Source organism: Paraburkholderia sp. RL18-085-BIA-A, from assembly GCF_046027075.1.
In the GTDB taxonomy this organism is placed as follows: Bacteria; Pseudomonadota; Gammaproteobacteria; order Burkholderiales; family Burkholderiaceae; genus Paraburkholderia.
Genome location: NZ_JARESU010000030.1, coordinates 59,231 through 81,776, shown reverse-complemented (window position 1 = coordinate 81,776; position 22,546 = coordinate 59,231). Strand labels below are relative to the sequence as shown.

Below are 22,546 nucleotides of genomic sequence, written 5' to 3'. Positions count from 1 at the left end.
TTCCTTACATGGAACAAAGAGCTTCAGGAGAAGGCGAGAAATGACTGATCAATGGCGCTGCGCCGGCCATGCCGGCGACCTGTCCGAAGACGCGCCGCTCGAGTTCAAACTCGACGGCGCCGAAATCGGCATCTACAAGGTGGGCGATGCGCTGTACGCGCTGGAAAACGTCTGCCCCCACGCATACGCGTTGCTGACGCAAGGCTTCATCGACGGCGACACCGTCGAGTGCCCATTGCACGAGGCCGTGTTCCATATCCCGACGGGCAAATGCCTGAAAGAGCCCGGCGGCCGCGACCTGAAGATGTATTCCGTACGTCTTGCAGGCGAAGAAATCCAGATCAAGGTGGCATGACATGCGAGAGGTAGCCGTGAACTTCAATCCCTTCCTGAAGCCGTGGCTCGCGCCGCAGCCGAACAACGTCGCCGGCAAGGGCGTGATCGAGAAGCCGGGTGAGACCAGCAACTTCATCTGGCAAACGCGCAAGGCCGAGCCGACCCAATACGAAAACGACTTCGGCGACGCGCTCGAACAGGTTTTCGAAGCCGGCGCGACCGAGTTGCAGGACGTGGTCGACGGTTTGAACCGCGTCGGCTTCCGCACCCCGGAAGGCAATGCGTGGGACGCCGAGCGTCTCGCCACCGAATTCCGTCTGCTCGCCGAATAAGCGCGCTTTCCCGAACACGTTTCATCGCATCCGCATCCGGAGTCTCTTCATGACGTCCCCCACTACAACTCAAGGCGCAGCCGATCCGATCCAGTCGTACCTGAACAAAGGCCTGTGCAACTACTGGTATCCCGTCGCGCCGAGCTGGCAAGTCGGCGACGCGCCGGTCGGCATCACGCGCCTGGGCGACCAGATCGTGCTGTGGCGCGACAAGGAAGGCAAAGTCCGCGCGCTCGAAGACCGCTGTCCGCATCGCGGCGCGCGTCTGTCGCTCGGCTGGAACCTCGGCGGCAGCGTCGCGTGCTGGTATCACGGCATTGAAGTCGACGGCAGCGGCACCGTGCAGCGCGTGCCCGCCGTATCGGCATGCCCGTTGGAAGGCCAGAAGTGCGTGAAGTCGTATCCGGTCGAAGAACACGCCGGCGCGATCTTTCTGTGGTTCGGCGACGACGCGCATCAGGAACCCACGCCGCTCACGCTGCCGGAAGAACTGGTCGGCGAGGAGTACGCGAGTTTCCTGTGCATGTCGCACTGGAAGTGCAATTACCAGTACGCGATCGACAACGTGATGGACCCGATGCACGGCGCGTATCTGCACGCGACGTCGCACTCGATGGCCGAAGGCGACAAGCAGGCCGACATGCGCGTGCGTAAGACCGAAACCGGTCTGATGTTCGAAAAGGTCGGCCAGCGCGACGTGAACTTCGACTGGGTGGAACTCGGCGAAACCGGCTGCCTGTGGATGCGCCTCGCGATTCCGTACCAGAAGAAGTTCGGCCCGGGCGGCAGCTTCGGGATCATCGGCTTTGCCGTGCCGGTCGACGAAGACAATTGCCAGGTCTACTTCTGGCGTACCCGCAAGGTGCAAGGCTGGCAGCGCGACGCATGGCGCTTCCTGTATCGCAACCGTCTGGAAGGTCTGCATTGGGCCGTGCTCGAACAGGATCGCTACGTGCTCGAAAGCATGGCGCCGAACGCGCGCGAGCACGAATTCCTCTATCAGCACGACGTCGGTATGACGCGTGTGCGCCGCATGCTGCGCCAGCGCGCGCAACAGCATTTCGCCGATCTCGACGCGCATCGCGCGCAATCGGCGGCAGCCGCGACGCAAGCAGCAGGCCACAGCCATGCATAACCACGCACACGCAGCGCTCAACGGTCGGCGTGTCCTCGTGACGGGCGGCGCGCGCGGTCTCGGCGCGGCGTTTGTCCGGGCGCTGGTGCAAGCCGGCGCGCAAGTGGTGTTCGGCGACGTGCTGCATGACGAAGGCGCGGTGCTCGCGGCATCGCTGCGCGAGCATGGCCACGCGGCGACCTACCTGCCGCTCGATCTCGCCAATCCCGTCAGCATCGAACAGTTCGCGCAGCAAGGCGCCGCGCAACTCGGCGGCATAGATGCGCTGATCAACAACGCGGCGATCACCAACTCCGGCGGCAAGTTCGCCGACGAGCTGTCGGTCGATACGTGGGACGCCGTGATGAACGTCAACGTTCGCGGCACCTGGCTGATGAGCACCGCCGCGCTGCCGTATCTGCGCGAGTCGGGCCGCGGCGCCATCGTCAACATCGCGTCGGACACGGCGATGTGGGGTGCGCCGAAGCTGCTTGCGTATGTCGCGAGCAAGGGCGCGGTGATCTCGATGACGCGCTCGCTGGCGCGCGAATTCGGAGCCCATCAGGTGACCGTCAACGCGATCGCGCCGGGTCTGACCGAAGTCGAGGCGACCGCCTACGTGCCCGCCGAGCGTCATCAGTATTACCTGCAAGGCCGCGCGCTGACGCGCGCGCAAGTGCCCGACGACGTCACCGGGCCGGTGCTGTTCCTGTTGTCCGATGCCGCGCGCTTCGTGACCGGCCAATTGCTGCCGGTGAACGGCGGCTTCGTGATGAATTGATCTTGTCGAATCGAAAGGAGAAAGAGATGGCGGACGCCGATATCGAACGTAAATCGTGGGACCAACCCGCGGACGCGAGCTTCGCGCAATGGCTGGACGGCCGCGTCGCGCGTCTGGAAACGCGTCGCTATGACTGGGACGCGCTGAAGTTCCAGGCCGACTACGACCCGAAGTACCGCCGCGCGCAAATGCGCTACGTCGGCACGGGCGGAACGGGCGTCGCGAAGGACTCGAACACGGTGCCCGCAGGCGGCTTCACGTTTTCGACGATGGTGATCCCGGCCGGCAACATCGGCCCGAGCCATATTCATATGGATGTCGAAGAAATTTTCTTCGTGCTGCGCGGCAAGATGAAAGTGGTCTGCGAGAAAGACGGTCAGACGTGGGAAGCCGTGCTCGGTGAACGCGACTTGATCTCGGTGCCGCCGGGCGTGTACCGCACGGAAGTGAACATCGGCGAAGAAGACGCGCTGATGTGCGTGATGCTCGGTTCGCCAAAGCCGATTACGCCGACGTATCCGCCGGATTCGCCGCTCGCCAGGCTCAAGCGCTAAATCGCTCAAGCGCCGTTCCAGCTTCAAAACACTCGCGAAGGAAATCATGTCTGCAGTCCCGTCCGCTACCGCCGATCAGCCCACCACGTTCGAAGCACGCCTTGCGCGCTTTCCGGCGCAGCAGGTCGCATTGGCATCGCAGCGCGTGCTGAGCTATCGCGAAGCCGGCAGCGCCGACAGCGACGCGCTGCCGCTCGTGCTGCTGCACGGTATCGGTTCGGGCGCAGCATCGTGGGTGCAGCAGTTCGACGTGCTCGGCGCGAGCCGCCGCGTGCTGGCGTGGGATGCGCCCGGTTATGGCGCGTCCACGCCGGTCGCGGCGGGCTCGCCCGTAGCAGGCGATTACGCAACCGTATTGAAGGACTGGCTCGACGCGCTCGGCATCGAACGCTGCGTGCTGGTCGGGCACTCGCTCGGCGCGATCATCGCCGGCGCGTTTGCGACCGCCTATCAGCGCCGCGTGGCCGGTCTGCTGCTGCTGTCGCCTGCGGGCGGCTACGGTGCGGCATCGGCTGAGGTGCGCGAGACGAAACGCGACCAACGCCTCGCCATGCTGAAAGAACTCGGCGCGCAAGGTCTCGCCGAAAAGCGCAGCGCCAATATGCTGTCCGCCCACGCAAGCGACGAAGCCCGCGTATGGGTACGCTGGAACATGTCGCGCGTGATCCAGCACGGCTACGCGCAAGCGACGCATCTGCTTGCGAACGCCGATCTCGCCGCCGACCTCGCGCGCTATACAGGCCGCGTGAACGTCGTGGTCGGCGCCGACGACACCATTACCCCGCCCGCCGCCTGCGAGCGTCTCGCGCAGGCCGCGCGCACTCCATTGCAGGTCGTGCCGCACGCGGGCCACGCCGGCTATATCGAAGCACCCGCCGCGTACACCGCGATCATCGACACGTTCCGCCGCGCGAGCGGCGGACAACGGAGCCAATGAATGACGCCCGACATCACCAACGCCGAGCGCGACGCGGACGACGACCGCACCGACACCAGCAGCGATTCCGGCTACCGGGTGCCGGGTCTGGAACGCGGTCTCAGGATTCTGACCGAGTTCTCGCCGCGCGAGCCGGTTCTCGGTGCCCCGGAATTATCCCGGCGCCTGAAGATTCCCCGCACGACGGTGTTCCGTCTGCTGCAAACGCTCGAATCGCTCGGCTTTCTGGAGCGTGCCGACAAGGACCGCAACTATCGCCTCGGCGTCGCGGTGCTGCGGCTCGGTTTCGAATATCTGAGCTCGCTCGAATTGACCGACCTCGGTCTGCCGATCATCGAAGCGCTGCGCAACGACACCGGTCTGACGAGCCACATCGTGATTCGCGACGGACGCGACGTGGTGTTCGTCGCCAAGGCGCAAAGCCATGCGCCGATTTTCAGTTCAGTGAAGGTCAACGTCGGCACCCGTCTGCCCGCTCATGCGACGACGCACGGCCAGGTGCTGATGGGCGACATGACGCTCGACGATCTGAAGAAGCTCTATCCCGAGCCGGAACTCGAACGCTTCACGAAGCAGACGCCCGCCACCGTCGAAGACCTGTACGAACGGATTCGCGACGACGCGCGGCGCGGTTTCGCAATCAGCGAGTCGTCGTTCGAGCGCGGCATTTCAGTGGTCAGCGCGCCGGTGCGCAACGACGCGGGCCGCATCGTCGCCGTCATCACGACGACGATTCCGCGTCACGAGATTGACGCATCGCTGCTCGACAGTGGCTTGATCGACAAGGTCCGCCGCGCGGCCGACGAACTCTCGCAGCGGCTCAACTATCGGCCGAAAAGTGGCCCGAACGCGGGCAGCAAATTCATGAAGGCATTGGGGCTCTGATGATTCAAATCGACTTGACCGGGCAGGTAGCAGTGGTGACGGGTGGTTCGTCCGGCATCGGCCTTGCGACCGCCGAACTGTTTTTGCGGGCCGGCGCCTCGGTCGCGATCTGCGGCCGTAACACCGAGCGACTCGCGCAAGCGCAAGCCGCGCTGAACGCGCAGTTTCCCGACGCGCAACTGCTGGCGCAAAGCTGCGACGTGCTCGACACCGACGACGTCAATGCGTTTGCGAAGGCGGTGCAGGAGCGCTTCGGCCGCACCGACATGCTGGTGAACAACGCGGGCCAAGGTCGTGTATCGACCTTCGCCGACACCACCGATGACGCATGGCGCGAAGAACTCGACCTCAAGTACTTCAGCGTGATCCGCCCGACCCGCGCGTTTCTGCCGATGCTGCGCGACGCGGCCGGCGCCGGCAACAACGCGGCGGTGGTTTGCGTGAACTCGCTGCTCGCGCTGCAACCCGAGCCGCACATGGTGGCGACGTCGTCGGCGCGCGCCGGCGTGCTGAGCCTCATCAAGTCGCTCGCGGTCGAACTTGCACCGCAGCGCATCCGTGTCAATTCGATCCTGATCGGTATCGTCGAATCGGGTCAGTGGCGCCGCCGTTTCGCGACCCAGGCGAAGCCGGGCCAGAGCTGGGAAGACTGGACCGCCGAACTGGCGCGCACGAAAAACATTCCGCTAGGCCGCTTCGGTCGCCCCGAAGAAGCCGCTCAAGCACTCTTTTACCTGGCTACGACGCTGTCGTCCTATACGACGGGCAGTCACATCGATGTTTCTGGAGGCGTTGCACGACATGTCTAACAAAACCACCGTTGGCGAACTGATCGCCGCTTTCCTCGAGCAATGCGGCGTTCAAACCGCGTTCGGCGTGATCTCCATTCACAACATGCCGATCCTCGACGCGATCCACAACCGCGGCAAGATTCGCTACGTCGGCGCGCGCGGTGAAGCCGGCGCGGTGAACATGGCCGACGGCCTCGCGCGCGTCTCCGGCGGTCTCGGCGTGGCGTTCACCAGCACGGGCACCGCGGCGGGCAACGCGGCGGGAGCGATGGTCGAAGCGCTGACCGCGGGCACCGCGCTGCTGCACGTCACCGGCCAGATCGAAACCGAATACCTGGACCAGGACCTCGCGTACATCCACGAAGCGCCGGATCAGTTGTCGATGCTGTCGTCGATCTCGAAGGCCGCGTATCGCGTGCGCTCGGTCGAAACTGCGCTGTCGACGATCCGCGAAGCCGTGCGCGTCGCGCGAACCGCGCCGAGCGGCCCGGTCAGCGTCGAGATTCCGATCGACATTCAGGCGGCCGAAGTCGAATGGCCGGCAGACCTCGCCGCGCCGCACGTCACGACGCTCACGCATTGCAGCCAGCGCGTCGCCCAACTCGCGGAGCAACTGGTCAACGCGAAGCGCCCGCTGCTGTGGCTGGGCGGCGGCACGCGTCATGCGGCCAAGGCGGTCGAGCGCCTCGTGGCGCTGGGCTTCGGCGTCGTGACCAGCGTGCAGGGCCGCGGCGTGCTGCCGGAAGATCATCCGGCGACGCTCGGCGCGTTCAACGTGCATGCGGCAGTCGAGAGCTTCTACAAGACCTGCGATGCGCTGGTGGTGGTCGGTTCGCGTCTGCGTGGCAATGAAACGCTGAAGTACAAGCTCGCGCTGCCGCAACCGCTGTATCGCATCGACGCCGACGCGCTCGCCGACAACCGCGGCTACCGCAACGAGATGTTCATTCACGGCGATGCATCGGCCGTTCTCGAAGAACTGGCGACGCTGCTCGAAGGCCGCCTGAAGGTCGATCCGAAGTTCGCGCAGGATCTGGCCGCCGCGCGCGAAAGCGCGGCCGGCGACGTGGGCAAGGGCCTTGGCCCATACAAGCGCCTTGTCGACGCGTTGCAAGCGGCAGTGGGCCGCGACTACAACTGGGTGCGCGACGTCACGATCTCGAACAGCACGTGGGGCAACCGCTTGCTGAAGATCTTCTCACCGCGCTCGGGCGTGCATGCGCTCGGCGGCGGCATCGGCCAGGGCATGCAGATGGCGATCGGCGCGGCGCTCGCGGGCAATGCCGCGAAGACCGTGTGCCTGGTCGGCGACGGCGGCCTGATGGTCAATGTCGGCGAACTCGCGACGGCCGTGCAGGAAAACGCCAACGTGATGATCGTGCTGATGAACGACCAGTGCTACGGCGTGATCCGCAACATTCAGGACGCGCACTACGGCGGCCGCCGCTGCTACGTCGATCTGCATCAGCCGGACTTCGCGCAGTTCTGCGAGAGCCTGAAGCTCACGCACTACCGCATCAAATCGCTCGACCACGCCGACGCGATCATTCGCGAAGGCATCGCGAAGAGCGGTCCGGTGCTGGTCGAAGTGGACATGCTGTCGGTCGGCGCGTTCGCGACTGCGTTCGCGGGCCCGCCGATCAAGGAACAGGAGCCGGAACATGCATGAGGCCGGCTACGCGGGGCATCACGCACCCGTCGACGTCGCGATGATCGGCTTCGGCGCGATCGGCCAGGCGGTGTACCGCTCAGTCGCCGCCGATCCGACGGTGCGCGTGTCGCACGTGATCGTGCCGGCGCGGCATATGGCGTCGGTGCGTGAAGTGGTGGGCGCGTCGGTGGATGTAGTGACCTCGGTCTCCGCGTTGAGCAGCCAGCCGCATTTCGCGCTGGAATGCGCGGGCCACAGCGCGCTGGTCGATCACGTGGTGCCGCTGCTGAAAGCCGGCACGGATTGCGCGGTGGCGTCGATCGGTGCGTTGTCCGATGTGATGCTGCTCGACGCGTTGTCCGCCGCCGCCGACGAGGGCGACGCGACGCTGACACTGCTGTCCGGCGCGATCGGCGGAGTGGACGCGCTCGCCGCGGCCAAGCTCGGCGGTCTCGACGAAGTGCTGTACACGGGCCGCAAGCCGCCGACCGGCTGGCTCGGCACGCCGGCTGAACAGATCTGCGATCTGCATGCGCTGAACGAAGAGCGGGTGATCTTCGAAGGCAGCGCACGCGAAGCGGCGCGGCTCTATCCGAAGAACGCGAATGTTGCCGCGACGATTGCGCTGGCCGGTCTCGGTCTGGACCACACCACGGTGCGCCTGATCGCCGACCCGAACGTGACGCGCAACGTCCACCGGATCGTCGCGCGCGGCGCATTCGGCGAGATGTCGCTGGAAATGTGCGGCAAGCCGCTGCCGGACAACCCCAAGACGTCCGCATTGACCGCGTATAGCGCGATTCGCGCGCTGCGCAATCGCGCGGCCCGTTGCGTGATTTAAGACTTTAGCTGAAGCAAACCGGAATGACCGACATGACTCACTTCGATACCAGCCTCGTGCCCACCGGCGATATTTTCATCGGCGGCGAATGGCGGCAAGGACGTGGCAACCCGTACAAAAGCCTGTATCCGGCGGATCAGTCGGTCAACATGGAAATCTCGACGGCCAATGCCGACGACGCCCGCGAAGCCGTGGAAGCCGCGGACCTCGCATGGCGCCGCGCGGACTGGTCGGGTCTGAAGCCGCATCAACGCGCGCTGATCCTGTACCGCATCGCCGATCTGATGATGGCGCGCCACGAAGCGCTCGCGCAATTGCAGCGCCGCGACAACGGCAAGCCGATCGGCGAAACGCGCGTGCTGGTGGCGAGCGCCGCGAACACGTTCCGCTATTTCGCGGCCTGCCTCGAAACGCTCGACGAAGAAGTCACGCCGTCGCGCGGCGACTATCTGACCATGAGCGTGTACGAGCCGATCGGCGTGATTGCGGCGATCACGCCGTGGAATTCGCCGATCGCTTCCGACGCGCAGAAGCTCGCACCGGCACTCGCGGGCGGCAACGCCGTGGTGTTAAAGCCTGCTGAAGTCACGCCGCTGGTTTCGCTGGCGCTCGCGCGCATCTGCGAAGAAGCCGGTGTGCCGAAGGGCGTCATCAGCGTGTTGCCCGGCAAGGGCTCGGTGATCGGCGACGTGCTGGTGCGTCATCCGCTCGTGAAGAAAGTGTCGTTCACCGGCGGCACCGAAGTGGGCCGCGGCATCGCGCGCATCGCGGCGGACAAGCTGATGCCGGTATCGCTCGAACTCGGCGGCAAGTCGCCGACTATCGTGTTCGACGACGCCGATCTCGATCACGCGGTCAACGGCGTGCTGTACGGCATTTTCAGTTCGTCGGGCGAGGCGTGCATCGCGGGTTCGCGTCTGTTCGTGCAGCGCTCGATTTACGACGTGTTCATGAAGCGTCTGACCGAAGGCGCGCGCAAGCTGCGTGTCGGCGATCCGTCGCGCGAGCAAACGCAGATGGGTCCGCTGATCACGGCGGCGCATCGCGAAACTGTCGAGCGCTATGTCGCGCTGGGTCTCGAAGAGGGCGGGCGCCTGCTGTGCGGCGGCGAGCGTCCGGTCGGCGATGGCCGCGAAGCCGGCACCTACTTCCAGCCGACGATTCTCGAAGGCCTGACCAACGACGCGCGCATCTGCCAGGAAGAAATCTTCGGGCCGGTGCTGGTGGCCATGCCGTTCGACGACGAAGCGGCGCTGCTGAAAGAAGCGAACAATAGTGTGTTCGGCCTCGCCGCCGGCATCTGGACGCGCGACTACAAGCGTGCTTACCGGATCGCCCGTGCGCTCGAAGCCGGCACCATCTGGATCAACACCTACAAGCTGTTCTCGATCTCGACGCCGTTCAGCGGCTGGAAAGAGAGCGGCATGGGACGCGAGAAAGGGCGCCTCGGCATCCGCGAATACATGCAACAGAAGAGCCTCTACTGGGGCTTGAACGACGCGCCGCTGGCGTGGGCTAACGCGCCCCTGGCTGACGCGCCCCGGGCTAACTGATACGCAAGATACGCAAGAGGCACCGTATGACGATTCTCGGCATTGAACAGATTATTTACGGCGTGACGGATCTCGCCACCTGCCGTCGCTTTTTCGCGGACTGGGGCTTGAAAGAGATCGCGCACGACGAGACGCACACGCGCTTCGAAACGCTGAACGGCTGCACGATTCTCGCCGTCGACGCGAACGACCCGTCGCTGCCGCCCGCGTTCGAAGAAGGCCCGACGCTGCGCGAAGTGACATGGGGCGTCGCGACGAAAGCCGAACTCGACGAACTGCGCGGCCGCTTCGCCGGTCAGCCGGGCCATTTCGAAACCGACGACGCGCTCGGCTGCATCGATCCGAACGGTATGGCGATTCGTGTCGAAGTGACCCGCAAGCGTGCGCTCGACGTGCACGGTTCGCCGTCGAATGTGTGGGGCCAGACGTTGCGTGTCGATCAGCCGTCGCCGATCTATGAACACGCCGAGCCGGTCGAAGTGGGGCACGTGGTGTTCTTCACGAACAAACTTGTTGAACAGGAAAAGTTCTACCAGGAACTGCTCGGCTTCGAAATGTCCGACCGTTATCCGGGCCGTGGCGCGTTCATGCGCCGCGCACCGCACGGCGGCCATCACGACATCTTCCTGCTGGCCTTGCCCAACGGCAAGCGCGGCCTGAATCACGTCGCGTTCACCGTGCGCGACATTCACGAAGTGTTCGGCGGCGGCATGCATATCAGCCGTTGCGGCTGGGATACGCAACTCGGGCCGGGACGTCATCCGGTGTCGTCGGCGTACTTCTGGTACTTCCAGAATCCGGCCGGCGGCCTGATCGAGTACTACGCCGATGAAGACCAGCTCACACCCGAATGGCAGCCGCGCGATTTCGAGCCGGGTCCGACCGTGTTCGCCGAATGGGCGATCGACGGAGGGATCGACGGCAATACGCGGCGCCAGAAAAACGCGAAGGCGCCGGAAGGCAAATTCATGACGGAGCGCAAAAATGACTGATGTTGCTACTGCAAAGGCGCAAGCCGCGCATGCCGGACTCGAAGCGCCGCGCACGATCGTCGTGATCGGTGGCGGCCAGGCGGCCGGCTGGGTCGTGAAGACGCTGCGCAAGGAAGGCTTCGCCGGCCGTCTCGTGATGATCGCCGACGAAGTCCACTTGCCCTACGAGCGTCCGCCGCTGTCGAAGGCCGTGCTGGCCGGCGAAGCGGATATCGACACCGTGCGCCTCGTGAAGCCCGAGGATTTCGACGCCCTGAACGTCGAAGCGTGGCAACCGGAATGCGCGAGTTCGATTGATCGCGAGCAACGCATCGTGCGCACGCAGTCGGGTCGCGAGGTGCAATACGACCGGCTGGTGATCGCCACCGGCGGCGCGGCGCGCCGTTTGCCGGACGCGCTCGTGAAGACCTCGCACATCGCCTACCTGCGCACGCTGGATGAAGCCGTCGTGCTCGGCGAACGGCTGCGCGCGAGCAAGCGCGTGCTGGTGGTGGGCGGCGGCTGGATTGGTCTGGAAGTGGCGGCTACCGCGCGCAAGCTCGGGATCGACGCGACCGTGGTGGAAGGCGCGCCGCGTTTGTGCGCACGCTCGTTGCCGCCGATGGTGTCCACCTTCCTGCTCGAACTGCATCGTGCGAACGGGGTGGACGTGCGCCTGAACGCTTCGCTCGTCAGGCTCGAAGATCATCCGCATGACGCCAGCCGGATGCGCGCAACGTTCGCGGACGGATCGACGCTCGACGCCGATTTCGCGGTCGCCGGCATCGGCCTTACGCCGCACACGGCGCTCGCTGAAGCGGCCGGTGTAAAGGTGGACGACGGCATCGTGGTCGATCATTTCGGCGCCACCGCCGACCCGCGCATCTTCGCGTGCGGCGACGTCGCCAATCATCCGAGCGCGTGGCTCAAGCGCCGCGTGCGGCTCGAATCATGGGCCAACGCGCAGAACCAGGCGATCAGTACGGCGAAGGCCTTGCTCGGCACGTTCGAACCGTACGCGGACATTCCATGGTTCTGGTCCGATCAGTACGACGTCAACCTGCAGATCCTCGGCGACATTCCGGGCAATGCGCAACTGGCCGTACGCGGCAACCTGCCCGGCAAGCGCGCCACGCTGTTCCATCTGGAAGACGGCGTGATTCGCGGCGTGATCGCCATCAACACTCCGCGCGAACTGAAACTCTCGCGCAAGTGGATGAATCAAGGCCGGACCATCGACCTTGCCACCTTGACGGACGCCTCGACGGCGCTTGCCTAACCATATCTACGGACGGCACCACGGCATGAGAACCATCGACAACACCATGGGGGACCGCAGCAGCGCCGGTGTCTCAGGCCCCGTGACCCGGGGCTCGATCATCGCGCGTCTCGAGCGCTTGCCGAAGAACGCGATGCAGGTGCGCGCGCGCATACTGATCGGTCTCGCGACGTTCTTCGACGGCTTCGACGTGATCGCGATCGCGGCCACGCTGCCGATCCTGATCGCGAAGTGGCAACTGACGCCGTGGGAGATCGGCTTTCTGATCGGCTCCGGTTCGGTCGGACAACTGATCGGCGCATTCGTGTTTCCGTGGTACGCGGAGCGCAAGGGCCGCGTGAAGGCGATTGCGTTGAGCTCGGGGATCATCGGCATCACCAGTATTGCGTGCGGTTTTGCACCGACGTTCGCCGCGTTCGTCGTGCTGCGCGTGATTCAGGGTCTGGGTCTCGGCGGTGAATTGCCGGTGGCCGCGACTTACATCAACGAGATCAGCCGTGCGCATGGCCGTGGACGTTTCGTGATCCTATATGAAATCGTCTTCCCGGTCGGCCTGCTTGCGTCGAATGCGCTGGGTGCGTGGATCGTGCCGCGCTTCGGTTGGCAAGCGATGTACTTCATCGGCGGCATGCCGTTGATCCTGTTCTTCGTGCTGCGCCGTCTGGTGCCGGAGTCGCCGCGCTGGCTCGCCGAGCGCGAACGGATGGCCGATGCCGATGCCGCCGTGCACCGGTTCGAACGGGCCGCGAAAGGTCCGCTGCCGCCAGTGGTCAATTCGGCCGAATTCGACGCGATGGCGAATCGTCATCCGAAACGCCGCATGGCGGACCTGTTCGGGCCGGCGTATCTGAAGCGCACGCTGGCCGTGGCGATGCTGTGGATCACCTGCGGTTTCATCCAGTACGGTCTGTCGACCTGGTTGCCGACGATCTATCGCACGATTTATCACGCGCCGCTGCAACTCGCGCTGAATCTGGCGGTGGCGGCTTCGGTGCTCGGCGTGCTGGGGTCGTTGACCTGCGCGTTGCTGGTCGACAAGGTGGGACGCAAGCCGATCATCAACGTGTCGTTCGTGGCGTGCGCGCTTTCGCTGGTGATGGCGGGGGTGTTCCACGGGTCATCGGTGTATGTGGTGGCGATGTGTTGCGCGCTGGCGCTCGGCTTCCTCGCTTGTGGGTTCATTACCGCTTATGTGTATACGCCGGAGCTATATCCGACCAGCATCCGCGCGATGGGCTGCGGCGTCGGCGGTGCGTGGCTCAAGGTGGCGGCGATCTTCGCACCGGCCATTGTGTCGAAGACGATGATCGGCGGCAATCTGGAAGTGGCGTTTTATATTCTTGCGGCCGTGCCGTTTCTGGCGGCGATTGCGGTGCATTTTCTTGGCATCGAGACCAAGGGGAAAGTGCTGGAGCAACTGGAAGCTTGAGCGTGTGATGGGTTTGGTGGGCGGGTGATGTTGAGCGCCGCGATAGTAGAGGGACGAAGGGCGCACCGGGTGGTGCGCCTTTTGTTTTTGGGGCTTGGAATCGTGCGCCGCTCACAACGCCTTGCGATACACCACAAACCCCGACTTATCCGCAACCTTGTCATAAAGCTTCATCGCCGTCTGATTCGTCTCGTGCGTCTGCCAATAGACGCGTTGCGCGCCATCGTCTTTCGCGCGCGCATAAACCGCTTCGATCAGCGCTCGCCCAACGCCCTTGCCGCGCTCCGTTTCGAGCGTATAGAGATCCTGCAAATAACAGATCGGCCCGGCCATCGTCGTGTGACGGTGATACAGGAAGTGCACGATACCGACCAAATGGCCGTCGCGTTCAGCGACCATCGCGTGCATCGGTTCGTAGCCGTCGAAAAAACGTCCCCACGTGATCTCCGTAATGTCGCGCGGGAGTGCCGTCTCGCCCGAGCGGCCGTAGAACGCGTTGTAGGCGTCCCATAGCGGTAGCCATGCGTCGAAGTCGTCACGGGTAACGGCGCGGATCTGAAGCGAGTCGGACATGAGCGAGGTTCCTTGTTGAATGAGCGGCGATCGAATGAGTGAGGCTGACGTGCCAAACTTTAACCGATCGGTCCGCGCCATTTTCACCGGACCCACGTTATGAACCTGTACACGAAACTCGCTGAGTCACGCCGTGGTGAGGTCTCGTGAAAAAAGGATAGATACGCGTTCGCAAGACTCCGAAAGCAAGCCAATCAGCCAGCCAGCAGAAGAGAAGCATCATCAGAAACGCGGTGGTCTCCGCGCGCCACCGTGTCAGTGTTTGCGGTTCGAGCTATCACGAAGCTGATTGCGCACCTTCTTCGCGGCGAACAGCGGCACGTAATCGAATACGCGTGCGTCGTGCCGATAATCGGCCAAAGTGTCCGCATACATCCGCGAAACCGTTTCGGTCGGCGTGTCGGTTTCTTCAGCAATGCTTCTCACCACTTCGTTGATATCGGGCTCGGGCTGCGACATGGATTTCTCCGGATAGGCCGGCAGGTTGGACGGATGAAATACGCATAACAGGTGTCAATTAGAGGATGCGAAGCGCGAGCATGCCAATTGAATCCGCCTATCGCGCGATGTGTTCCACAGAGATTTTTTTCTTGCGCTGCGCCGAACGCCCACGTGGTGCGACAGTGCACCAAGTCAATGCGTATGTCGGTGGTGAATGTCTGGAAAATGCGCATGGGCATGCGTGATTGGTGCATGGCAATGCGCATGCGTGTGCGGCTCTTTACCATCCCATGCGAAATCGTGCTCGTGCTGATGATGCGCGTCGTGCCGATGACGATGCGTGTGCTCCAGCGGCTCGTGCGTGTGCGCATGCTCGTGACGTTCGCGGATGTGCAGCCACACGCCGAGCGCCATCAACGTGGCGGCGACCCAGAACAGCAGCGGCGGCCACTGCGGCCACAGCAGCCATGACAGCGTCACGCCGAAGAGCGGCGCGACCGAGAAATAGGCGCCGGTGCGAGCGGTGCCGAGATTGCGCAGCGCGACGACAAACAGCACGAGACTGACCCCGTAGCCCGCGAACCCCGTGAGCATCGCGAGCGCGACGCTCGACAGGTGCGGCCATTGCGCGCCGAGAGCAAGCGCGAGCGCCACGTTCACCGAACCGGCGACCACTCCTTTGATACACGCAATGAACATCGCGTCGTGTGCCGACACCTTGCGGGTGAGGTTGTTGTCGACGGCCCAGCATGCGCACGCGCCGGCCAGCAGCAGCGTGCCGGGCGGCAGTCCGGCCGCTCCCGGCTGCCAGGACAACGCCACGCCACCCGCAACGATCGCGGCCATGCCGAGGAACACCTGTACGTCGACGTTCTCGCGAAACACGATCCACGCGATCAGCGCAGTGAATACGCCTTCCAGATTCAGCAGCAGAGAGCCGGTGGCGGCCGGCGTCGTCTGTAGACCCAGCATCAACAGCGCGGGCCCGGCGACGCCGCCCGCCGCGATCGCGCCCGCCAGCCACGGCGCCTCGCGCAACGGAAAGCGGTTGTGGCCGGTTTGCGCTTCGGCGGCGGCGCGTTGTTTGAACCGCCGCGCCAGAATCAGGACGGCAAGGCCACTGCCGCTGCCGAGATAGAACAGTCCGGCGAGAAGGAACGGCGACAAAGTTCCGAGCAGCGCTTTGGCGAGTGGCGTGGTGGCGCCGAACAGTGCAGCGGCGAGCAAAGCGGTAAACGCTGCGCTATGGCGAGAAGGCATGAGCGGACCCTTCATGAGAACAGAGGCGATGCGCACACGATAGCGCTATCGGAAAAGCCATGCCGAGGCGGATGCCGAAGCTTACGTTTCGCGGAACAACCATTCGGTCAGACAATCCACGAACGCGCGCAGCTTGGGCGACAGTTGACGGCTCGACGGCCACAGCAGCGAAAACTGTCCCGCGTGCGCGAGATGCTCGTCGAGCACGCTGCGCAGCCTGCCCGCGCGCAGCGCGTCGCGTCGCTCGCGGGCCAGAAAGTCCTGGCATGTAGCCGATGCCCAGACCGAGTTCCGTCGCTTCCCGCAGCGCTTCCATGTTGTTGCAGGTCAGCGCGCTCTGAAAGCGCGCGGGCGGCGGTGTCGGGCGAGTCACGAAACGCCCAGGGCTGCAACTTGCCCGAAGTCGGAAAGCGAAAACCCAAGCACGCATGCTGCGCAAGATTGTCAGGCGCGAGCGGCATGCATTACGAGCGAACCGCGAATCACTGGCGCGCCGCGCTCGACGCGCGCGCGGGCGCGTGATGCCGGTGCTCGTCGAGACTTACAGCGCGCGTGATGCAGCAGTGTGGTTGCAGCGGCGGCGCATGTTCTACCTAGCAATGGCGGAGTTGTTCGGCTGTGCGAATGGAAATGAGTGGGGCGTCGCGCACCATCGGTTCGTGAAGCGTTGAAGGGTGGGTCGCAGGCTTTGGCCTGTGGCGGTTGAAGATGCACGACTGTCTTTCATTCGGGATTCGATTTCGCTTTCATGCCCGACTCTCCGGGCGAATTGCCGGATCGTCGGAAACTGCGCCGCCCTACGCGCATCAAATCTTCGTGTAACCCGACCTACGACGCCAGGATCGAAACGCCGCGCCCCAGCAGCGATAATCGCGTTCTGTCCGATGCCCTTGCCGCCACTGACCGACCCACCCACTCGCCCGGAACCGCCGATGACCGCTCCCATCCCCTTCGTCCCCGACCGCTTCAAGAACAACGCCGTGCATTACCTCGCGGGCCGCGCCGCGTATTCGCCGCAACTGATCCGGCGTGTCGCGCAGTCATGCGAGCTACGCGGCACGCATCGGCTGCTCGATCTCGGCTGCGGGCCGGGGCAGTTGTCGCTGGCCTTTTCGTCGTGGGTCGGCTCGGGACTCGCGCTCGACCCGGAGGCCGAAATGCTGCGCGTCGCGGCCGGCCTCGGCGCGGGGATCGCGCCGAATATCGAGTATCGCGAAGGTAGCTCGTATGATTTGTCGCCGGCGCTCGGGAGCTTCCGGCTGGCTGTCATCGGCCGCGCGTTTCACTGGATGGACCGGCCCGACACGCTCGCACGGCTCGATGCGCTGATCGAACCGGAGGGCGCGGTGGCCCTGTTCTCGACCGCGCAAGTCACCGACGCGCCGATTGCATGGCTCGCGCCTTATCACGCGCTGCTCGAGGAATATGCGCAGAGCGACCCGGCGCGCATGCAGCGCAAGTCGGATGACTGGGAAAGCCACGACGCGGTCCTCGCGAAGTCGCCGTTCGCGGCGCTCGAACGCGTGTCGATCGTCGAGACGCGGCGCGTGTCGGTGGAGTCGTTGAGCGCGCGGCCGCTGTCGATGTCGAGCCTGTCACGCGAGCGTCTCGGCGTTCGGCTCGATGAGCTGCTCACGCGCATCAGGCAACTGCTGGATGCTCATGCAACCGATTGTTGGGTCGACGAGCGGATCGAATCGACGGCGTTGATCGCACGGCGTCCTGCGGCGCGCGGCTAAAGAGCGGCTGCGTTTGCGCACCGCGTGCGGGCTGGATCGGCAAGCATGGCTGAAACGGCGAGAACGCCCAGAAGCCCAGAAGCCCTGCGCCGCCCGAAACAATCTGAAATGCACCATTAAGCGCCTAACGGAATAAAACGGCACACTACGGCGTTAAATCGATAACGGCGGCGCATCCAAACCTGCTTTGGCGGGGACGGATTTTCAAACAGCTTTCGCAGCCCCCGCACTCGTGGACAAACAACCATGCACACTCACGCCGATTCCCTGACCGATTCGACCGGCATGCCGCTGCCGGCGCGCTACACCCGTACGGCGATGACGCTGCACTGGCTGATCGCGCTGCTGATGATCGGCAACGTCGTGCTCGGTCTGAGCGCGGACTCGTTGCCCGACGACTGGGCGCGTCCGGTGATCGACACGCACAAGTCGATCGGCATCACAGTGCTCGGTCTCGCGCTGCTGCGCCTCTTGTGGCGCGTGTCGCACAAGCCGCCGCCGTTGCCGCGCGAGTTTCCGTCGTGGGAAAAAATTGGCGCGCATGCCGCGCACTTTCTGCTGTATTTGCTGATGATCGCATTGCCGCTCTCCGGCTGGCTGCATGACTCCGCCTGGAAAGACGCGGCGACTCACCCGATGCGTCTGTTCAACCTGGTGCCGTGGCCGCGCATCGGCTACGTGATGAACCTCGATCCCGCGCTCAAGGAAAGCTTGCACGACCGCTTCGGCGCGTTGCATACGTGGCTCGGCTACGCGCTCTATGCGTTGCTGGCGATGCATATCGGCGGCGCGCTCAAGCACGAGTGGATCGATCGCAAATCGGTTCTGAAGCGCATGGTGCCGTGAGCTCATCCACGCGGCTTTCCCTTTCTCTACAACATCATCGACGAACCCGGCAGGCACTTTGAAGACAACCCTGGAACAGGCGCTTGCCCTTGCATCGCCGCGCATCGTGCCGCGTCCCACGACGCTGTCGAGCACGCTGATTCATTTCAGCGTCGTCGCGCTGTGGCTGCTGCTGTTCGCGCGCGCGTTCTTTCTGCATGGCGCGTTGGCGTGGTCCACCGGCATTGCGTATGTCGTCTACGACACGCTGCTGCTCGCGTTCGTCACGTGGAAATCGCTGCCGCTGATGCGCCGCACGCCACCGCTCGAAGCCGACTACGAACAGCGCCGCTTGCCGAGCATGGGCGTGATCGTCGCGTCGCATAACGAAGCGACGGTATTGCCGGTGACGCTCGCCGCGCTGCTGCGTCAGACGCACGGCCCGGCGCAGATCGTGATCGCCGACGACGGCTCCACCGACGCCACCCGCGAGCTGCTCACTGAGCGCTTCGGTCTCACGGCCGCCGCTGACGGCGTGCTGAGCGCGCCGAGCGCCTTGCATCCGAACCTGTTCTGGCTGCGCGTGCCGCACGGCGGCAAGGCGCGCGCGCTGAACGCCGCGATCAGCGTGATGACCACCGACACCGTGATGACCGTCGACGCCGACACGCTGCTCGACGACGACGCGACCTACGCGATGCGCGCCGCGTTCGCGAGCGAGCCGAAGCTGGTCGCGGCGGCCGGCATTCTGGTGCCGGTGTGCGGCAAGTCGGCGGCGGGCCGCGTGTTCCAGTGGTTTCAGACCTATGAGTACATGCGCAACTTCATCGCCCGCTTTGCGTGGATGCGCGCGGACAGCCTGCTGCTGATTTCGGGTGCGTTCGCGTCGTTCAGACGCGAGGCGCTGCTCGACGTGGGCGGCTTCGATCCGCAATGTCTGGTGGAAGATTACGAACTGATTCACCGGCTGCGCCGTTATTCGGTCGATCGAGGCCTCGGCTGGGACGTGAGGGTGGTCGGCGACGCGCATGCGCACACCGACGCGCCGGACAACCTCGGCAGTTTCCTGCGGCAGCGCCGCCGCTGGTTTGCGGGCTTTCTGCAAACGCAGTACTGGAACCGCGACATGACCGGCAATCCGCGCTACGGCACGCTGGGCATGCTGATGCTGCCGGTCAAGGCGATCGACACGATGCAGCCGATCTACGGCTTGACCGCGTTCGCGCTGCTGCTCGGTTTTCTGTTCGGCGGGCATGGAGCGATTGTCGTGTCGATCTTCAGCGTGATCGGCCTGAAAACGGCGATTGATCTCGCGTTCTATTTGTGGAGCATTCATCTGTATCGCCGCTGGACTGGCAAGCGCAGCGGCAACAGCCTGGGCATGGCGATGCTCGCGGCGATTGCCGAGCCGTTCACGTTTCAGCTCGTGCGGCATCTCGGCGCGACGCTCGGCTGGCTGCATTTTTTGCGTGGTGGACGCTCGTGGGGCGTGCAGCGCCGCTCGGGGCTGGTGGCGCACGACAAGAACTGAGCGCACGGCGCTTGTCGCGGCATTCCGGTTCGCGGGCCGGCGCGGTCACGTCAGTGCAATGCATCGAGGACAGACTAGGGTATGCCGCCGTCCGACCCAACGACGGCTGCTTCGAGTAGACTGGCTACGATGCCGGCCTCGACATTGCAGGGCGGCGACCTTCTATCCGCTCGTGCACGGAGGCTTCACACATGCATGCTGTTCCACCGCTCGAACAAGAAACCGACGATGCAACCGCCGCTGCGTCGCCTGCTCACGCGGCGCCGCAGAATGCTGCTCATCCCGCACATGCCACCTCCGCCACGCCCGCGCATGCGCGCGCGCCGGGCCACGCCGCCAACGACGCGCCGGTACGCGATCTGCGCCGCGTCGGCATTCATCCTGACCACTGGTATCCGCTCGCGTGGTCGCGTGAGGTCAAGCGTGGCAAGACGCACGGCGTGACTTTCGCCGGCGACCCGATCGTGCTCGCGCGCACGGAGTCCGGCAAGGTGTTCGCGCTGGAGGACCGCTGCGCGCACCGCCAGGTGCCGTTGCATCAAGGGGTCGTGGACGGCGAATCGATTCGTTGCGGGTACCACGGCTGGACCTACGACTGCTCCGGCCAGTGCATCGACGTGCCGTATCTGGGCCGCGACCGCTTGCCCAATGGCGTGCGTTCCTATCCGTGTCAGGAAGTCGAAGGGCTGATTTTCGTGTTTCCGGGCAATGCCGAACTGGCCGAGCAACGGCCGCTGCCCAAGCTCGGTTCCGTCGCGGACGAGAAGTACAAGACGCGCCGTTTCGGCCGTCCGGTGAATTGCCACTATTCGTTCATGCACGAAAACCTGATGGACATGAACCATCAGTTTCTGCATCGCAAGCAGATGGGGCAGATGCGTGCGCGTTCGTTGGGGCGGCGGCGCGGCGAAGGCTGGGTCGAAGTCGACTACACGTTTGCGCGTATGGCCGGCCAGCAGCCGATCGGCGAAGCAATCGTGTTCGGCCAGAACCGCAAGACCGGCGACAACAACGACAAGGACGTGATGACGATCCGCACTGAGTATCCGTATCAGACGCTGCAGATCCGCACGTCCGAACAGACGCTGGTGATGGACCTGTGGATCGTTTATGTGCCGCTCGATCGCCAGCAGCGCACCAACCGCACGTTCGGCCTGCTGTCGATTCGCAAGCCCGGCATTCCTGGCGTGCTGAATCTCGCGTGGCCGCTGCTCGTGTGGTTCACCGAGCGCATCTTCAAGGAAGATCGCGAAATCGTCGAAGCCGAACAGCGCGCGCACGACTCCCAGGGCGCCGACTGGAATCACGAGGTGTTTCCGGTCATCAACGAATTGCGCGCGTTGCTGCGCGAGGGCGGCGCGCCCGATCAGGTGGTCGGCGCCGGCACCGGCGACACGGCGGTGATCCGCTTCTGGGATTCGCGTCACGGCAACCCGCTGGCGAATACCTGAGATTCGAGTTTTCCCGGCGCCGCGGGGGATCGTACAATCATCGGCGACGATGAGCGGCGAGCCGGGCGGCAGCGGCATCGCAATCCCCACAGCGCGCACAACGCGCAGAAAGCGCGGACTCATCGAGCGGGAAACCCGCAAACATAATTAATCGCCTGAGAGGCCCATTCGATGAGTACCGAACTGCATGTGGTCATGCCGGTTGTCGTGTTCCTTGTGGGTTTCGCCAGCATTGTCGCCGTCGTCGCCGCGATCATTGCCTTGGCGCTCGTGAAGGGCGGCCCGAAAGCGCCACCGCCGCTCGCCTCGATCAACGAGCCGTTCACGTCCGTCGACACCGCCGATCTACCCCCGCTCGAACGCTTCGCCGCCCGCGATCACGCGATGCTCGCCTATCGGCGTTATGCGAGTCGTCTCGCGCGGGCGCGCGGCAGCGTGGTGCTGATTCATGGCGCGTCGGCGAGCAGTGTCAGCATGCATACCTTGGCGAACTCGCTCTCCGCAGCCGGCTACCACGTCTGTGTGCCCGACATGCGCGGCCACGGCGAATCCGGCGCGAAAGGCGCGATCGCCTACATCGGGCAACTCGAGGACGATTTGAGCGACTTTCTCGACGCGGTGCAGCCCGCAGGGCCGCGCACGTTGGTGGGCTTTTCGGCTGGCGGCGGATTTGCGCTGCGTTTCGCGGGCGATGCACGGCAACTGGCGTTCGATCGCTATGTGCTGCTCGCGCCGTTCATTCACCACAACGCGCCGACCACGCCGCCCGTGCTGAGCGGGTGGGCCAGCGTTGGAGTACCGCGGACCGCCGCGCTGGTGCTTCTCAACCAGCTGCGCATCACCGCCTTCAACCATCTGCCGACAGTAGCCTACGCACTGTCATCCGAAGCGGCAGCCATGCTCACACCGCAATATTCGTTCAACCTGATGCAGAATTTTCGTCCGCACGATAACTACCGCGCCGATATCCGCGCAACCCGTCAGCCGCTCGAAGTGCTGGTCGGCGCGAATGACGAAGCGTTTCGCGCCGAAGCATTCGCCGGCGTGTTCATCGAGGCGGGGCGCGTGGTGCCGGTGACGATCGTGCCGAACGTCGGTCATATCGGCCTCACGCTTGAGCCGGCGGCCCTGGCCGCGATCGTCGCGGCGGTTGCCGAGCATGCCGGCGAGGCGGTGTACTCGTAGGCGAGATTTCCCGCTGCTGGGGAATTAATCCATCTCCGCACGGTACGCAATGCGGCGCGCGCGAGCGGCGATAATGTCGGCCGATGC

Annotated in this window: 22 protein-coding genes and 2 pseudogenes; 20 read left to right on the top strand and 4 right to left on the bottom strand. The window is 64.5% G+C overall.

Annotated elements, in window-relative coordinates:
- Positions 1-40: 40 nt before the first annotated feature.
- Genes P0D89_RS21555 through P0D89_RS21490 form a run of 14 tightly spaced genes read left to right on the top strand, consistent with a single transcriptional unit; the run spans position 41 to position 13,454 of the window.
- On the top strand, positions 41-355 hold the full coding sequence (locus tag P0D89_RS21555; protein WP_408358638.1) for a non-heme iron oxygenase ferredoxin subunit: 315 nt from the start codon (positions 41-43) through the stop codon (positions 353-355).
- A 1-nt stretch (position 356) separates the two neighbouring features.
- Entirely contained in the window at positions 357-668 is a 312-nt protein-coding gene (locus P0D89_RS21550) for a recombinase-like helix-turn-helix domain-containing protein (protein WP_408358637.1), read from the top strand.
- A 49-nt stretch (positions 669-717) separates the two neighbouring features.
- Entirely contained in the window at positions 718-1,803 is a 1,086-nt protein-coding gene (locus tag P0D89_RS21545; RefSeq protein ID WP_408358636.1) for an aromatic ring-hydroxylating dioxygenase subunit alpha, read from the top strand.
- Positions 1,796-2,563 (top strand): SDR family oxidoreductase, encoded by a 768-nt coding sequence (locus tag P0D89_RS21540; RefSeq protein ID WP_408358635.1) that lies wholly within the window; start codon positions 1,796-1,798, stop codon positions 2,561-2,563. Before P0D89_RS21545 ends, P0D89_RS21540 begins: the two co-directional genes overlap by 8 nt.
- A gap of 26 nt (positions 2,564-2,589) precedes the next feature.
- Complete coding sequence (locus P0D89_RS21535) at positions 2,590-3,117, top strand: cupin domain-containing protein (RefSeq protein WP_408358634.1); 528 nt, start codon at positions 2,590-2,592, stop codon at positions 3,115-3,117.
- A 46-nt stretch (positions 3,118-3,163) separates the two neighbouring features.
- Positions 3,164-4,054: an alpha/beta fold hydrolase gene (locus tag P0D89_RS21530; RefSeq protein WP_408358633.1), complete on the top strand. Its 891-nt coding sequence runs from the start codon at positions 3,164-3,166 to the stop codon at positions 4,052-4,054.
- Positions 4,055-4,939 (top strand): IclR family transcriptional regulator, encoded by an 885-nt coding sequence (locus P0D89_RS21525; RefSeq protein ID WP_408358632.1) that lies wholly within the window; start codon positions 4,055-4,057, stop codon positions 4,937-4,939.
- On the top strand, positions 4,939-5,748 hold the full coding sequence (locus P0D89_RS21520) for an SDR family oxidoreductase (protein WP_408358631.1): 810 nt from the start codon (positions 4,939-4,941) through the stop codon (positions 5,746-5,748). Before P0D89_RS21525 ends, P0D89_RS21520 begins: the two co-directional genes overlap by 1 nt.
- Positions 5,741-7,399 (top strand): thiamine pyrophosphate-binding protein, encoded by a 1,659-nt coding sequence (locus P0D89_RS21515; protein WP_408358630.1) that lies wholly within the window; start codon positions 5,741-5,743, stop codon positions 7,397-7,399. Before P0D89_RS21520 ends, P0D89_RS21515 begins: the two co-directional genes overlap by 8 nt.
- Positions 7,392-8,222: an aspartate dehydrogenase gene (locus tag P0D89_RS21510; RefSeq protein ID WP_408358629.1), complete on the top strand. Its 831-nt coding sequence runs from the start codon at positions 7,392-7,394 to the stop codon at positions 8,220-8,222. Before P0D89_RS21515 ends, P0D89_RS21510 begins: the two co-directional genes overlap by 8 nt.
- A gap of 32 nt (positions 8,223-8,254) precedes the next feature.
- Entirely contained in the window at positions 8,255-9,775 is a 1,521-nt protein-coding gene (locus P0D89_RS21505; RefSeq protein WP_408358711.1) for an aldehyde dehydrogenase, read from the top strand.
- Positions 9,776-9,801: 26 nt separating this feature from the next.
- Complete coding sequence (locus P0D89_RS21500) at positions 9,802-10,767, top strand: VOC family protein (RefSeq protein ID WP_408358628.1); 966 nt, start codon at positions 9,802-9,804, stop codon at positions 10,765-10,767.
- Complete coding sequence (locus P0D89_RS21495; protein WP_408358627.1) at positions 10,760-12,025, top strand: NAD(P)/FAD-dependent oxidoreductase; 1,266 nt, start codon at positions 10,760-10,762, stop codon at positions 12,023-12,025. Before P0D89_RS21500 ends, P0D89_RS21495 begins: the two co-directional genes overlap by 8 nt.
- A gap of 25 nt (positions 12,026-12,050) precedes the next feature.
- Positions 12,051-13,454 (top strand): MFS transporter, encoded by a 1,404-nt coding sequence (locus tag P0D89_RS21490; RefSeq protein ID WP_408358626.1) that lies wholly within the window; start codon positions 12,051-12,053, stop codon positions 13,452-13,454.
- Between the two features lie 111 nt (positions 13,455-13,565).
- On the opposite strand, the gene P0D89_RS21485 is transcribed toward P0D89_RS21490, so the two are convergent.
- The 4 genes and pseudogenes from P0D89_RS21485 to P0D89_RS21470 all read right to left on the bottom strand — a co-directional run.
- Positions 13,566-14,027: a GNAT family N-acetyltransferase gene (locus tag P0D89_RS21485; protein ID WP_408377171.1), complete on the bottom strand. Its 462-nt coding sequence runs from the start codon at positions 14,025-14,027 to the stop codon at positions 13,566-13,568.
- A gap of 255 nt (positions 14,028-14,282) precedes the next feature.
- On the bottom strand, positions 14,283-14,486 hold the full coding sequence (locus tag P0D89_RS21480) for a DUF3562 domain-containing protein (protein WP_408358624.1): 204 nt from the start codon (positions 14,484-14,486) through the stop codon (positions 14,283-14,285).
- 174 nt (positions 14,487-14,660) lie between these two features.
- Entirely contained in the window at positions 14,661-15,728 is a 1,068-nt protein-coding gene (locus P0D89_RS21475) for a DMT family transporter (protein ID WP_408358623.1), read from the bottom strand.
- An 81-nt stretch (positions 15,729-15,809) separates the two neighbouring features.
- Positions 15,810-16,186 (bottom strand): annotated as a pseudogene (locus P0D89_RS21470) (LysR substrate-binding domain-containing protein); the annotation flags it as partial.
- On the opposite strand from P0D89_RS21470, the pseudogene P0D89_RS21465 reads away from it, so the two are divergent.
- The 6 genes and pseudogenes from P0D89_RS21465 to P0D89_RS21440 all read left to right on the top strand — a co-directional run.
- A pseudogene (locus P0D89_RS21465) lies at positions 16,182-16,399 on the top strand (SAM-dependent methyltransferase); the annotation flags it as partial. The pseudogenes P0D89_RS21470 and P0D89_RS21465 sit on opposite strands and share 5 nt — an antisense overlap.
- A gap of 261 nt (positions 16,400-16,660) precedes the next feature.
- Positions 16,661-17,467: a class I SAM-dependent methyltransferase gene (locus tag P0D89_RS21460; protein WP_408358622.1), complete on the top strand. Its 807-nt coding sequence runs from the start codon at positions 16,661-16,663 to the stop codon at positions 17,465-17,467.
- 246 nt (positions 17,468-17,713) lie between these two features.
- Positions 17,714-18,313, top strand: a complete 600-nt coding sequence (locus P0D89_RS21455; RefSeq protein ID WP_408358621.1) for a cytochrome b — start codon at positions 17,714-17,716, stop codon at positions 18,311-18,313.
- Positions 18,314-18,371: 58 nt separating this feature from the next.
- Positions 18,372-19,823 carry a glycosyltransferase family 2 protein gene (locus tag P0D89_RS21450; protein WP_408358620.1) on the top strand — a complete coding sequence of 484 codons (1,452 nt, stop codon included), beginning with the start codon at positions 18,372-18,374 and terminating at the stop codon, positions 19,821-19,823.
- 191 nt (positions 19,824-20,014) lie between these two features.
- A complete protein-coding gene (locus P0D89_RS21445) occupies positions 20,015-21,274 on the top strand; it encodes a Rieske 2Fe-2S domain-containing protein (RefSeq protein ID WP_408358619.1) in 1,260 nt (419 codons plus the stop codon).
- A 171-nt stretch (positions 21,275-21,445) separates the two neighbouring features.
- Positions 21,446-22,459: an alpha/beta hydrolase gene (locus P0D89_RS21440; protein WP_408358618.1), complete on the top strand. Its 1,014-nt coding sequence runs from the start codon at positions 21,446-21,448 to the stop codon at positions 22,457-22,459.
- Positions 22,460-22,546: the final 87 nt, after the last annotated feature.